The 12,768-nt window shown below is 50.2% G+C and carries 18 protein-coding genes, 1 tRNA gene and 1 pseudogene; 8 read left to right on the forward strand and 12 right to left on the reverse strand.

The window, feature by feature from the left end:
- Window positions 1-31: 31 nt before the first annotated feature.
- Window positions 32-511, reverse strand: a complete 480-nt coding sequence (locus ACZ1HF_RS01100) for a hypothetical protein (RefSeq protein WP_472655777.1) — start codon at window positions 509-511, stop codon at window positions 32-34.
- A 186-nt stretch (window positions 512-697) separates the two neighbouring features.
- On the opposite strand from ACZ1HF_RS01100, the gene ACZ1HF_RS01105 reads away from it, so the two are divergent.
- Together ACZ1HF_RS01105 and ACZ1HF_RS01110 are read left to right on the forward strand one after the other, a co-directional pair.
- Window positions 698-1,144, forward strand: coding sequence for a methyltransferase family protein (locus ACZ1HF_RS01105; protein ID WP_472655778.1), 447 nt, complete (start codon window positions 698-700; stop codon window positions 1,142-1,144).
- Between the two features lie 83 nt (window positions 1,145-1,227).
- Complete coding sequence (locus ACZ1HF_RS01110) at window positions 1,228-1,926, forward strand: DUF1223 domain-containing protein (RefSeq protein ID WP_472655779.1); 699 nt, start codon at window positions 1,228-1,230, stop codon at window positions 1,924-1,926.
- On the opposite strand, the gene ACZ1HF_RS01115 is transcribed toward ACZ1HF_RS01110, so the two are convergent.
- The 5 genes and pseudogenes from ACZ1HF_RS01115 to ACZ1HF_RS01135 all read right to left on the reverse strand — a co-directional run bounded on the left by ACZ1HF_RS01115 (window position 1,878) and on the right by ACZ1HF_RS01135 (window position 4,912).
- A complete protein-coding gene (locus ACZ1HF_RS01115; protein WP_472655780.1) occupies window positions 1,878-2,828 on the reverse strand; it encodes a lysophospholipid acyltransferase family protein in 951 nt (316 codons plus the stop codon). The two genes, ACZ1HF_RS01110 and ACZ1HF_RS01115, sit on opposite strands and share 49 nt — an antisense overlap.
- A gap of 3 nt (window positions 2,829-2,831) precedes the next feature.
- Window positions 2,832-3,695, reverse strand: a complete 864-nt coding sequence (locus tag ACZ1HF_RS01120; RefSeq protein WP_472655781.1) for a DMT family transporter — start codon at window positions 3,693-3,695, stop codon at window positions 2,832-2,834.
- Window positions 3,692-4,339: a nitrile hydratase subunit alpha gene (nthA, locus tag ACZ1HF_RS01125; RefSeq protein ID WP_472655782.1), complete on the reverse strand. Its 648-nt coding sequence runs from the start codon at window positions 4,337-4,339 to the stop codon at window positions 3,692-3,694. Before nthA ends, ACZ1HF_RS01120 begins: the two co-directional genes overlap by 4 nt.
- A gap of 1 nt (window position 4,340) precedes the next feature.
- A pseudogene (locus tag ACZ1HF_RS01130) lies at window positions 4,341-4,614 on the reverse strand (SH3-like domain-containing protein).
- A complete protein-coding gene (locus tag ACZ1HF_RS01135) occupies window positions 4,607-4,912 on the reverse strand; it encodes a ScnB-like protein (RefSeq protein WP_472658947.1) in 306 nt (101 codons plus the stop codon). The pseudogene ACZ1HF_RS01130 and the gene ACZ1HF_RS01135 overlap by 8 nt, the downstream one beginning before the upstream one ends.
- A 236-nt stretch (window positions 4,913-5,148) precedes the next feature.
- Here ACZ1HF_RS01135 and ACZ1HF_RS01140 point away from each other — a divergent pair, with 236 nt between their 5' ends.
- Complete coding sequence (locus tag ACZ1HF_RS01140) at window positions 5,149-5,346, forward strand: hypothetical protein (protein WP_472655783.1); 198 nt, start codon at window positions 5,149-5,151, stop codon at window positions 5,344-5,346.
- 8 nt (window positions 5,347-5,354) lie between these two features.
- Here the strand turns inward: ACZ1HF_RS01140 and ACZ1HF_RS01145 are convergent, their stop codons facing one another.
- Entirely contained in the window at window positions 5,355-5,570 is a 216-nt protein-coding gene (locus ACZ1HF_RS01145; RefSeq protein WP_472655784.1) for a hypothetical protein, read from the reverse strand.
- Between the two features lie 131 nt (window positions 5,571-5,701).
- Between ACZ1HF_RS01145 and ACZ1HF_RS01150 the strand changes: the two genes are divergently transcribed.
- Window positions 5,702-5,959: a DUF2312 domain-containing protein gene (locus ACZ1HF_RS01150; RefSeq protein ID WP_472655785.1), complete on the forward strand. Its 258-nt coding sequence runs from the start codon at window positions 5,702-5,704 to the stop codon at window positions 5,957-5,959.
- Window positions 5,960-5,965: 6 nt separating this feature from the next.
- Here ACZ1HF_RS01150 and ACZ1HF_RS01155 read toward each other — a convergent pair whose 3' ends face one another.
- Genes ACZ1HF_RS01155 through ACZ1HF_RS01165 form a run of 3 tightly spaced genes read right to left on the reverse strand, consistent with a single transcriptional unit; the run spans window position 5,966 to window position 7,325 of the window.
- The gene (locus ACZ1HF_RS01155) at window positions 5,966-6,439 is read right to left on the reverse strand and encodes a transglycosylase SLT domain-containing protein (RefSeq protein WP_472655786.1); all 474 of its coding nucleotides are present in this window, start codon (window positions 6,437-6,439) and stop codon (window positions 5,966-5,968) included.
- A gap of 11 nt (window positions 6,440-6,450) precedes the next feature.
- The gene (locus tag ACZ1HF_RS01160; RefSeq protein WP_472655787.1) at window positions 6,451-6,609 is read right to left on the reverse strand and encodes a hypothetical protein; all 159 of its coding nucleotides are present in this window, start codon (window positions 6,607-6,609) and stop codon (window positions 6,451-6,453) included.
- Window positions 6,597-7,325 carry a hypothetical protein gene (locus tag ACZ1HF_RS01165; protein ID WP_472655788.1) on the reverse strand — a complete coding sequence of 243 codons (729 nt, stop codon included), beginning with the start codon at window positions 7,323-7,325 and terminating at the stop codon, window positions 6,597-6,599. The genes ACZ1HF_RS01160 and ACZ1HF_RS01165 overlap by 13 nt, the downstream gene beginning before the upstream one ends.
- Window positions 7,326-7,513: 188 nt before the next feature.
- Between ACZ1HF_RS01165 and ACZ1HF_RS01170 the strand changes: the two genes are divergently transcribed.
- The 4 genes from ACZ1HF_RS01170 (at window position 7,514) to ACZ1HF_RS01185 (ending at window position 10,803) form a co-directional block, all read left to right on the forward strand.
- Window positions 7,514-7,589 (forward strand) — tRNA-Thr (locus ACZ1HF_RS01170).
- Window positions 7,590-7,918: 329 nt separating this feature from the next.
- Window positions 7,919-9,610 (forward strand): pilus assembly protein TadG-related protein, encoded by a 1,692-nt coding sequence (locus ACZ1HF_RS01175; RefSeq protein ID WP_472655789.1) that lies wholly within the window; start codon window positions 7,919-7,921, stop codon window positions 9,608-9,610.
- Between the two features lie 15 nt (window positions 9,611-9,625).
- Window positions 9,626-10,156, forward strand: coding sequence for a TadE/TadG family type IV pilus assembly protein (locus ACZ1HF_RS01180; RefSeq protein WP_472655790.1), 531 nt, complete (start codon window positions 9,626-9,628; stop codon window positions 10,154-10,156).
- Between the two features lie 2 nt (window positions 10,157-10,158).
- Entirely contained in the window at window positions 10,159-10,803 is a 645-nt protein-coding gene (locus ACZ1HF_RS01185; RefSeq protein ID WP_472655791.1) for a hypothetical protein, read from the forward strand.
- A gap of 19 nt (window positions 10,804-10,822) precedes the next feature.
- Here the strand turns inward: ACZ1HF_RS01185 and choV are convergent, their stop codons facing one another.
- Entirely contained in the window at window positions 10,823-11,875 is a 1,053-nt protein-coding gene (choV, locus tag ACZ1HF_RS01190) for a choline ABC transporter ATP-binding protein (protein ID WP_472655792.1), read from the reverse strand.
- Window positions 11,872-12,705 carry a choline ABC transporter permease subunit gene (choW, locus tag ACZ1HF_RS01195; protein ID WP_472655793.1) on the reverse strand — a complete coding sequence of 278 codons (834 nt, stop codon included), beginning with the start codon at window positions 12,703-12,705 and terminating at the stop codon, window positions 11,872-11,874. Before choW ends, choV begins: the two co-directional genes overlap by 4 nt.
- Window positions 12,706-12,768 lie beyond the last annotated feature (63 nt).

Genomic DNA, 12,768 nt, shown 5'->3' on the forward strand with positions numbered 1-12,768 from the left:
CGCGTATACGACAACGCGCCCCTGTCCGTATTTATTTGAAGTCTACCTGTATGTCTTGATAGGCCCATGTGTCGCCTTTTCTGTTCCCTCTGCCAGCAGCAATTCCTGACGCAACGATGGCGCCGATCAGACCGCCGCCTGAGCCACTTGATCTGACATTGGCGAGTGTTTCATTGTAAGGTTCCCGCGTTACCGTTTTGCTTCTGTTGCCGATTTTACAGGTGACAAGCAAATGCTCAGAAGAGACCCCGTAAATCGGAATGCGTACAATCGCAGGTGTTGTGAAAGCTGCTCTGAACGTGTCGGCCTGCAATTGGCATTGGGCAGCGGTGAGTTTGTTGTTCTTACCTTCTTTGACCCTGCTCGATATTGTAACAGGCTGATACCGCTGAAGATTTTTCTTCGTACTTTGTGTGTGGGTCACATTCACCGGTGGTTGCGTGACCTCAACCGGATTGCCGCAGGCGACCAGAAAGGCAGCGCTGAAGCCCAAAATAATATTTTTATACAATTCTCTTATCCTCGACTTATTGTTCAAGGTGGCTTTCAATAGATTAAGGTGGCTGACGAAAGGCAGTATCAGGACATTTGTGGGGCATATCAGCGACTGGACGACTACTGAATCTATCGCAGCAGGATTTTGGTGCGATACTGTGTGGTTTGACAATATTGCTCCGGGGCTGTTTTGGTGAGTGGTATGAAAGGTTTTCCGGATCTTCCGCCAATCTGGCTTGTTGGGTTTTTAGGTTTAAACTGGGGTATTGCCTGGGTGATCCCCGGCAATCCGGGAAGCTCGTTTTTAACGCTGTTAAGTTGGGGTCTGATCTGGGCTGGCTTGGCCCTGATCTTCTGGTCCACCTATTGGTTTTGGCGCCGCAAGACGACTATCGAGCCGCATCACACACCACAGGTATTAATCGTGGAAGGGCCTTACCGCATTTCCCGTAATCCGATCTATCTGGGAATGGGGGTCATCCTTCTGGGTGCAATTATTGGGCGAGGTCAACCTGCCTGTTTGATCTTATTGCCCTTTTTCGTTGGGGTAATAACCCGGCGGTTCATTGCGCCAGAGGAACATGGTTTGATGCAGGCATTCGGTTCCGAAGCAGAAGCCTACCTGCAAAAGACAAGGCGGTGGTTATGACGCGATTCTCGCAAAGGCTTGATTGGCGTCGCCTAGATGATTTGCTTAGGGTGAAATCAGACTGAAAAGGAATCAAAGTTCGTATGCGAAAAATTCTAACCAGCGCCTTGGCCGTTTGCCTTGGGTTCATTACGCCGACTATGGCAAGCGCCGATATGGTTCTGGTTGAGCTTTTTACATCGCAAGGGTGTTCTTCCTGTCCGCCAGCCGACAAGCTGCTGGGTGAGTTGGCGACACGTAACGATGTGATGCCTTTATCGCTTCATGTAGATTACTGGGATTATCTGGGCTGGACTGATCAGTTCGCGAGCCCTGCTTTCACAACACGTCAGAAATCTTATGCTGCAAGGGCTGGCAGCCAGATGATCTATACACCGCAAATGGTTGTTGGTGGGGTCGATCATGTGGTTGGAACAAAAGCCATGGAACTGGCGGATCAGATACAACGCCATAAAGCCGGAGCATCAACAGTTGAACTGACTGCGACACGCAATGGTTCATCGGTACAGGTTGATGCGCAGGCCCTGAGCAAACTACCGACAAATATGGCTGTTCAACTTGTGCAATATTCGCCAAAAGAGATTGTAGAGATTGCCCGTGGTGAAAACGCAGGCCACAGCCTAACTTATACGAATGTTGTGACAAGCTGGACACGTGTGGGCGATTGGGATGGGTCTGGCCCATTGAGCCTTCGTGCAGATGTTACAGGGGACGCGCCCAGCGTCGTGATTATTCAGGACGGAACATCCGGGCCAGTGCTGGCTGTATCGCGGGTCGATTGAGCCGGTCTTTCGCGGTTCGGTTTCCAACGGCGGTGTATCCAGAACCATTGATCCATATGTTGGCGCACCAGTGCTTCCAGTGAATCGTTCAACGCCTGCGTCATGTCTTCTGGCGTAGAATGGGGGATGGGTGCTTCGCAAACCACTTCAAAGTCCAGACCATTGGGTTGTCGAATGCCGTAGACCGGCACAACAAGTGCATCGTACTTCAAGGCCAGCTCGGCGGCAGATAAGGCGGTTGGGGCGATTTTGCCGAAAAATTTCAGATCAGCCCCATCCCACATATATTGATCCATCAGAAAACCTGCCATACCGCCACCCCGCAGAAACTTGATGAACCCCGACAGGCCTTTGCGGCCACGCGGGAAAACGGGCTCTCCAATTTGCGAGATCGCGGCAACATAATGCGGGTTGAAATATCCATTATTCATTTCGCGGTAGAGAGCGCCGACACGAAAGCCCTTCGCCAAGAGCGCTGCGCGCGGGGCGTCGTAGTTTCCGAAATGCCCTGTGACCAGCACGACGGGGCGTTCTGCGGCATGGGCTTCTTCCAGCGCGGTGACACCGGGGCCGGTCAAGGGGGCATGTGCAAATCGCGCAGTAAACGATTTGCCAGAATAAATCTCGATCAAGGTGCGGCCAGCATTATTGGGGACAGCTCGGATCAGGCGCTTGACTTCTGCTTCCGGCAGATCGGGGCAGACATAGGCAAGGTTTTCGCGCACACGATTGGAATACCCCGCGATGGGTGCGACAAGTCGCGAGACAATCCAGCCCGCCATAGGAACGCGCAGCCGGTAAGGCACAACCATGGCCAGCCCGATGATCGCGCGGATCGCCAGATTGGATAGAAAGTCTATCGGGCTTTTGCGCCCGGTGGGGGAGGTTGGTCCCGATGCCATGGTCTAACTTTGTTTTGTTTTTGTTTCGCGATGCCAGACATAAAGTCCCGCACCCACGATCACAAGCGCGCCGATATAGACTGGTGGATCGGGGTAACTCGCAAAGAACGCCACACCCCAGATCGTCGAAAAGATCAGGGCTACATAAGAAAATGGTGCAAGCAGTGAGGCGGGGGCCAGCGACAGAGAACGGATAAGCAAAAGCTGCCCGATTGTGCCCAATATTCCCAACAATCCCATGAAGGCGAGGTCCCCGATGTTCAGTTTTTGCCAGAAGAAAGGAACCATCAATGACAGGACCAGTGTTGCAACGGTGGCGGTGTAGAAGAGCGAGGTCCAGACATCTTCGTCCCGGCCAGCATAACGAGTGGCCAGCGTGTAGGCTGAATAGCAGATCGTTCCACCCACTGTCAGAAGCGCCCAAGGGGTAAAGGCATCAGTGCCAGGGCGCAGAACGATCATCGCCCCGATCAAGGCAACCCCAGCGGCCAGAGCGCGGCGTTTCCCAAAACGCTCACCCAAAAAAACAGCGGCGCCGACCATAATGAATATTGGGGATATTTGCATGATTGCTGTTGTTTCAACCAAAGACATTTTCTTGAAGCCAAAGAAAAAGAATGCCGTCGTGCTGAGCAAAGCAATGGCGCGAAACAGTTGCAGGTAGGGGTGCTTTGTCGCCATAACACTACGCGCACGGGGAAGGATGATCAGGGTTACAATCGCCATTTGCACTGTGTAACGCGCCCAAAGGGTTTGAACGGTGTCGACCCGTGTGCTGAGCGCTTTTGCCATCACGTCCATTAATGTAAACATCAAGACTGCGGAGAGCATCAGCGTGATGCCACGCGCAACAGAGGATTGGATCATGCAGGGTGCTTCGGCAGGCCCGTTCCGATCATACTGTCGCGTGTAACAAGTTCAGCAAGCTGCTCAACGGTCATAGCCTCAGTACCCTTCGGGCGGGCTGGCAAAACAATGTAGCGCATATCGGCTGTGCTATCATGGACGCGCACTTTGACCGTATTGGGCAGTGTCACACCGAATTCAGCCATAACCTTGCGGGGTTCGCGCACTGCGCGGGACCGGTATTCACGGGTTTTATACCAATCCGGCGGTAGGCCCAGCAGGTTGCGTGGGTAACAAGAACAAAGTGTGCAGACGATCAGGTTATGTACGTTTGCGGTGTTCTCAACAGCGACAAGATGCATTGGACCGATATCAAAACCCATCTCGCGGGTCGCATCCGAGGCATTGTTTAAGAGACGCGTCTTGAATTCCGGATCTGTCCAAGCGCGCGCAACGACCTGCGCACCGTTTGTAGGATTGCGCGCATCCATCGCATCAATCTGGGCCGAAATCTGGGTTGCCGTGACTTCCCCTTTTTCGATCATCAGTTCACGCACCGCGATCTCCATCACCTGCCAATAGCTCAGAGGTGCATCATTGTCCTGCCGGTATGGGTGGCCTGATGGCGATAGGTGGTGATCGTGGTCATGATGATCATGGGGCATTTCAAGCTTCCTCGATCCAGTGGGCGTAGATTTCAGCATCTACCGTATCATTCGGGTCTTCTGCGCTATCCCCCCAGAGTTCAGCCATCGTAAAGCGCACGCGGTAAAGTGTAGCGCTCTGGCGCGGGCAAGGCATAGGCAAGTTGCTCGGGGTTTTTGAAAGGTCCAAGGCGGCGTTCAATCACGCCGCGTTTCCCGCGCATATAATAAGGTGTGCGGATATGGCCCGGCGGGGTCATACGGCGCACGGTTACTGGTGTGCCGGGATCAAACATTCTGTGCTGCACCATAGGTCGCGCCGCGGTTTTCGACCTCAGCCATTTTTGTACCGAGCTCCTCCAGCGTGTATACGCCAGCTTCGATCAGGTTCTGGTTGATCGCGGCAATCCAGCGTTCGTAGTATGTCATCGTTTCGAACGCCTCTTCGCCCATGTCTTCCAAGGCGCGGCGCAAGCCATCGACAGTAAAGTGGCCGCGCTGCGATCCAAGGATCATCAGAGCGTCCACACGCTTTTCCCAAATGGCGAAGTCGTGGCCGTCCATTGGAACTGGGCCCGCCTTGGCCCCGCCCATATCATGCCAGCGGTGATCAGGTGATTTGCTCATGAAGCCACGCTAGGATGGGGATTGCTGGGACGCAAGTAACAAGCGACTGTGGATAAGTTAGACTGTTTGTTTGCGATTGCTTAAAAAACAGGCAATTTCTTGCTCATTGTTAAGTTTTTCCTGACAATCATGATCGAAATCAAAGAATAGCGCCCAATTTATGGTAAAGTCTCAATATTGGAAAATTTACCGGGGGGTATGCAATGACCTATAGGTCTGATGCAGATGCTATTGACCAAATCGTTGAAAAGCTGTTGGCCGATCCGACACGTCGTGATGAAGTGACGGCTGAGCTTCGGCAAATGAGAGTTGCTGATCGGCCTGTTGTCTGGTCCCCAGCAGAGACGTCTGCCCAAGATGAAGAAGAGTTGGAAGACCTGTTCGATAATATGCCTGTTTAACGCCCTGTTCAGGTCAGTATTATCCCAACTATAACCACCGCCAGCCCGATGGCTGATAGAAACAACGCGCCAAGGTTCAGGGCGACCGTTGATTGCAAGATTTTGCGTAATTCTTCCTCGGGCTGGCCTGTTTTTCGGGCGCGTGCAATCCGGACGACGCACCAGATCAGACCACCTAATCCAAGCAGGGTTATCACGGTGCCAATAGGTATAAGATACTGCATTCCAGCTGCTCCGGTCGTTGTGCGGCCTGCCGTATCGCGTCTGATTGACCGTGACAAGGTAATCTGCCCTTGCGCCCATGCGTGCTGCTTTGTATCGAAACGGCTCTGACCCGCAAAAAAGGTTTATACCGATGTCTGATACGTCTTCTCCTGATACCTACCGTGTGACCGCAGATGAGCTACGACAGTTCGTTGAAAGGTTTGAGCGTCTTGAGCAGGAAAAGAAAGATATTGCCGATCAGCAAAAAGAGGTCATGGCTGAAGCGAAAGCGCGTGGCTACGACACCAAGGTGATGCGTAAAGTTGTTGCAATGCGCAGGCGCGACCCGCAAGAAATATCCGAGGAAGAAGCGGTGCTGGAACTCTATAAAGAAGCGTTGGGTATGTGAGCAGGGCTAGCCGCTGCGCAAGCCGGTCTCGACCAGCAACCCCCGTCGTTTCGCCTCATAATAGTAGCCTCGTGAGTACCACTTAACGGCTGTGTCAAAACTTCCATCTGATAAAAGCCATGCACCCCGTAAGTATTTCACTGCATATTTCAGATTGGTTTCTGCATCCAATAGCTCTGTAGCTGGCCCACGATGTCCCATGGTTCGGGCGGTTTCAGGTAGAATCTGCATCAACCCATAATATGGACCATTTCGGGCGGCAGGGTTATGGGTGCTCTCTCGTTTGACGACACGGTGTACCAACGCAACCGGCACATCGTAAACCTGCGCGTATTTGTTAATCAAACTGCGCAATTCTGGCGTTTCGTTCGGGTAGAGAGGAATATCAATCGCAACCGGTTCCGGATCACGGCTGCGGCCACAACCGGCAGCAGCGGCCACGATCAGGCCAAGGGCAATTCTACGGGAAATTGAGGGCATCTTCACGGATCCTATGGGGTGATGAAAGTAACATTGGGGATAGTGTGCAGGGCATCGAGGTCGCTATCATAAAGGTCGGATAGCTCTTCCATATAGTCCTCAGTCCAGCCGGGTTGGTCAATCTCTTCTTCAATAGCGTCCTCACGCACGCATTTGTCTAGAAAGGCCATGATAACCTTGCGCCGTTCATATTCTGAGGTTGGGGGTTGCGCTCCAGATATGCCGCCATTCTTTCACCACCGCCCTCCTGCATAAGGCTTGCAGGCAAATCAATGGTTCCTATCAGATTGGTTTGCGCGTCATGCCCGGAAACGGTTCTGAGGATTTCGGGCCAGATCAGAGGCGTTTCCTCATTGCACCATGCGGTAATTTTCGAGTTCGGAACCGCATGCTGCATCCGTCTGATCGTGTCGGACCAGCGCAAAGTCCTTGGGTCTACATCTGAGACAAAGTCAACAAAACTTCTGCTACGCGCCCGCCCGAAGGCAGCCGGGATCAATGTCGCCGGGTCACGAAGACCTATATGGAACTCCACTTCGCAGTCGGGAAATAGATTATAGAGGCGCGTGATATGCCCTACAATATGAGGATAAATCTGGTCTTGCCGGAAGATATTTCCAGGAACCCCCAGAAACCCGTCGTAGCTGAGGATAATCCGTTCGGCTTCGTCTTCATCCATCATGGCGTCTAGCAAAACATCCTGAATTTCAGATGTCGCCGGATTATCTTTGAGGATTTTCTGTGTCTCTACAATAAGGCTGCGATATCGTCCCGCATCAGGCACGATAATCTGCTGATCTGCCAGCACATCCCGGTTCTGAATCAGGCATTTCAGGATACGGTCATCATCCGTGCAATGCGCGCCAAGATGTAGGACAACCTGCATGATGTTAAGTGTGCCTCTCTGAGCCTCGTTGTCTTTGTTTATAGATGCCGTCTGATGCAGGCAAATGCCTTTCGAATGCGTCGCGCAATCAGATCGTTTTTGTGGTGGAAAACATACTGTGACGTCAATTTCAAATCCTCTCGCTTACATCTTGCGCGATCTCGTTTTGCAGTCTATGAGAACCCAGTGCCCCTATAGCTCAGCTGGTAGAGCAACTGATTTGTAATCAGTAGGTCCGCGGTTCGAGTCCGTGTGGGGGCACCATCATCCAACATGCATTGTCCTTGCTGCTGACAGGTTTCGAAACATTTCTGCCTTAATTGACCAATCATTGCGTGGTTCTGTTATGCAAGGTCTTCCTCTCAACCACAGATTAAACCCGCTTATGGTTTCCTAACGGTTAACAATAAGTCGTAGGCTTGGGGATATTTTATGTTTTGGTCGCGAAGCTCACTTGCCTTAATTCAATTCCCGGTAGTTTGATTTTAATAAAAATGCCTCATTTCATGCCAAAATATGACCAAAGAAATAATTAATTATTAATCCTAACAGCTTAGGCGAAGATGGCTTGAGTCATGTATTCAAGGGGATGAATGATGCGTGCGATCAAAGGTAAGACTATAAGCTCTCGTATTATGAAGCGGTTGAGCGTCTTTGATTTTAAGAAAAGTGAAGACGGATCAATTCTGATCTTTGGCTTGTTCATGTTTGTCATGATGCTCGCCGCTGGTGGAATGGCCGTTGATTTTATGCGCGTGGAACGTGAGCGCGCGCTTATTCAATACACAACCGACCGTGCATTGCTTGCGAGCGCGGCACTCACTCAGCCGCTTGAGCCGCAAGATGTCGTTAGCGATTACTTTCAAAAATCTGGTTTGGCCGGATATACACTTGAAGTTGACCCACCCGAGGAAGGCATCAATTTTAGACGTGTTTCAGCGCGTGCGCACAAAGATGTGAATAGCTTCTTTGTGAATATGCTTGGCATTGAATCAATGCGGGTATTTTCCGCAGGTAGTGCAGAAGAACGTATTCAAAAGGTTGAAATTAGCCTTGTTCTTGATGTGTCAGGTTCAATGGGAAATAACGGTAAGATGGCCAAAATGCAGGATGCTGCTATTGAGTTTATCGAGACAGTTTTGACAGATGATAATAAAGATTTGTTCTCAATAAATATCATTCCTTATAATATGCAGGTAAATGCAGGTAAGGCTGTATTGGATCAAATCAGAGTTGACGGACGGCATAATAACTCACATTGCCTGGATTTCTCCGAAAATGATTTCCGGGATACGGCTATATATTCACGTAACCCATTTAGAGAGACCTATACACAAACAGGTCATTTTGACCCATTTTATAGAACAGTTAATCATCTAAATACACCTATTGACAATAAGGAACCCCGTTTATTTATGTGCCCATCCTCAGAGGCATCTAAAATTATGCTGATGTCTCAGAACGTTGCTGACATCACCAAAAAGATCAATGACCTTGTTCCGGGTGGCAATACCTCTATCGATATCGGTGTGAAATGGGGCACAGCTTTCCTTGATCCAGACTCTAAAAATATCTTGTCAAAGCTAAGTGGCGACGAAGCAATTGATGGTGCATTTTCTAACAGACCAGCAGCATTTACCGATGAAGATGAAACACTTAAAATCATGGTTGTGATGACTGATGGTGTTAACACGGATCAGTATACTTTAGACTCTAATTATACGACGCAACTTTCAAATGTGTACTGGGATCCTGGCTCAAGATTTGTCTCTGTGAAACATACTTATTATGATCGTAACCTAGGGCGTAATCGAACAGTATACCGGATTGTCGATGTGTATGTACGCGATAGAAGTAATTCTGCGCCTCAGTGGAGCAGTCGCCCAAAATATACACCTACTACCGGTTATAACGGACCTGTTCGGCTGACTTGGAATCAGGTTTGGTCAATGGCTGGAACAAATTATAATGCCGTTTATTTTCAGCATATAAGATACTACAATAGCGCATTTTTCTCTAATGTTTATTATGACTGGCGCGATAAAGTCGTAAATAAGGTTAATCAAAGCCAGAAAAATAGACGCTTGGATTTGGCATGTGATGCAGCAAAGTCAGAAGATATAGTTATCTTTACAATCGGCTTTGAGGTGACAAATGCATCAGCCAAAGTCATGGAAAAATGTGCAACAACACCAAGTAAGTTTTACCGTGTTGAAGGTGTAGAGATATCCAAAGCATTCAAAGAGATTGCAGGTACAATCCAACGCCTTAAACTTTCAAGCTAAATGGCGGAGAAGAATATGTTAAAGAGACTTCTTCGCGCATTTACGTGCCAGGATGGAAATGCAACGGTCGAATTTACAATAATTCTGCCAACATTCCTTTTGCTGTTTGTGTCCACTTTTGAATTGGGAATGGCGACAACGCGTCTAACAATGTTGGAGCATGGCCTTGATGTAACTATGCGTGCCGTGCGCCTTGAGACGAGTGAAGATGTCGTCATTACGCACAATGATGTTCGTAATAGTATTTGTGAGCGGGCGTATGTACTGCGCGACTGTTACAATACGTTGCAGATCGATATGATCGTCATTGATCCTAAAGATTGGCGCGCGCCATCAAGAAATGCAACTTGTATAGACCGTGCAAGCGACGCAGATCCGGTAATCACCTTCACACGTGGTCGGACGAATGATGTTATGTTCGTTCGCGCTTGTTATGTCGTTGAACCGATTTTCCCAGCATTTGGTCTTGGAGCAATGTTGGATGTAGATGAAACAGGGGCCATGCATCTGGTCGCCATGTCAGCTTTCGCACAGGAGCCCGATTAATCATGTCTGTACTGAATTATTTCGACCGCTTTACGCTAAGCATTAAACTGTTCTTTCATAATGAAAGAGGTACTGGCGCTGTAGAAGCATGCCTTGTTATCCCAGCACTCGCTGCAATCTATGCTGCATCCTACGCCTGGTTTGATGCGGTGCGGCATAACACTTTGGCTATGAAAACCACATATACGATCAGTGATATCATATCGCGCGAAGGCGAAATCAATGAGCCGTATATGGATGGCCTTAATAATCTGCTCGACTATATGATCACATCCCCCACGCGCCCGACAATGCGGGTCTCCTTAATATCAAGTGCTGGTGATGACCCGCTGGCGAAGGATTATAAACTTGAATGGTCATATCCTTCAAAAGACAGCACGCTGCGAAAGCTTGAACAAGCGGATCTGGACTTTAACAGCGATTGGTTGCCGCTTATGGGAACAGAAGAATCCGTCGTCGTGACAGAAACGTTTGTGACATACCGACCGATTTTTAGAGCAATTCGCTGGAATGACGAACCAACCGTTTGGCGGAATGTTATGATCACGCGGCCTCGATTCGATTCCACTTTGAAAAAGACAGATGAACCTGAACCGGACGATATCATCGGTGACATCGATAACGAGGGGAATGCAGACAACATCTGATATATCATACTGACGGCAATCAAACTTTCGAATGACCGTCTCGGCTTCGTGGTTTTCGCAGCTTCCTCAGAACACTTTTTCTGGTGATCTGGCCAATAATTTCACCATCCCGAGAGACTGGAACAGGGTCAGAGTCATCGCAGACCCGCTCCATCACCGCCTTGATCGGAGTGTTAAAATCTACTGGGTTTTTGGTGCCCGAGGTGGCTGGCTCCATCATGTCAACGGCACATAAAACGCCCAGAGGGTTCATGTGGTCAACAAACTCTGCCACATAGTCGTTTGACGGTGATGTGAAGATATCCTGTGGTGTGCCGCATTGTACGATCCGACCGCCTTCCATGATTGCGATGCGGTTGCCGATTTTGAACGCCTCATCCAGATCATGGCTCACGAAAATGATAGTACGTTTTAGCTTTTGTTGAAGCTCCAGCAGCTCGTCCTGAAGATGCGCACGGATCAGCGGGTCAAGGGCTGAAAACGGCTCATCCATCAACAGGATTGGTGCATCCGTCACAAATGCGCGGGCAAGCCCGACACGTTGCTGCATGCCGCCTGACAGTTCCCCCACTTTGCGCTCCGCCCAATCAGACAGGCTGACAAGTTCCAGCTGCTGATCTACGAATTTTTTGCGCTCTGCGGTCGGCACGCCTGCAAGTTCGAGCCCCAAGCCTACATTTTCACGTACTGTGCGCCAGGGTAACAGACCGAATTGCTGAAAGACCATCGCGATGGAATTCAACCGCATCCGGCGCAGGGTATTTGCGTCCGTATGGGTTATATCCACCATGGATTTGGTCTCGACATCATGAACATGTACTGCGCCACGGACAACTGGATTCAGCCCGTTTACGGCCCGCAAGAGCGTAGATTTGCCGGAACCAGATAACCCCATTAAGACAAGGATTTCACCCTCGGACACAGAAAGGGAACAGTCATGCACCCCTAAAACCTGCCCAGTCTTTGTCTGGATTTCTGCACGGCTCTGGCCTTCATCCATCAAAGAGAGCGCTTTGTCTGGTGTCTTTCCGAAAACGATAGACACATTGTCAAATTCAACAGCAATACTCATGAGCGTTCTACCCTCAACATACGGTCCAGCATTATGGCAACGACCACGATGATGAAGCCGCTTTCAAATCCAAGGGCCGTGTTGACCTGATTCAAAGCGCGCACCACAGGGACGCCCAATCCGTCGGCACCAACCAGCGCTGCGACCACCACCATCGAGAGGGATAGCATGATCGTCTGGTTCAGGCCCGCCATGATCTGGGGGAGCGCATAGGGTAGCTCTACTTTCCATAATTTCTGCTGTGGCGTGGCGCCAAAAGCTTCTGCGGCCTCAAGCAGAGCGGTGGGGGTGGAGGAAACCCCCAGATGGGTCAGCCGGATCGGTGCAGGCAGCACAAAGATGACCGTGGCGATGAGTCCGGGCACCATGCCGATGCCAAAGAAGACAATGGCAGGGATAAGGTACACAAAGGTCGGCAAGGTCTGCATCAGGTCCAGTACCGGCCGCATGGCCTGAAAGAGGCGCGGCCGGTGCGCCGTGGCGATCCCAATAGGCACCCCAATGGCCATACAAACGACGCATGCGGATATCACAAGTGTCATGCTCTCGGTTGTTTCCTCCCAATAGCCTTGGTTCAGGATGAACAGGAATCCCAACAGAACAAATAGGCAGGTCTTCCATTTGCGTTGCATAAACCACGTGAAGCCGACAAAGGCTGCCACGACAACTATCGGATGCGGGGTCTGGAATATCCAGAGAAGCGCATCAATCATTGCCTCCATCACATCGGACAGCCCGTCAAAAAATGGCTTTGCCACCGATTTGAGCCCTTCGAATATAGCCTTTGCAGTTTTACCTACGGGAATTTTGGTGTCGGTGAGCCAATCCATCGGATGTCCTTCGGGTATAGATCACGTGTCCCGAAGAAGCTTCGGAACCGTTATTATATCAAA

The organism is Litoreibacter sp. GN1-5 (assembly GCF_055693805.1).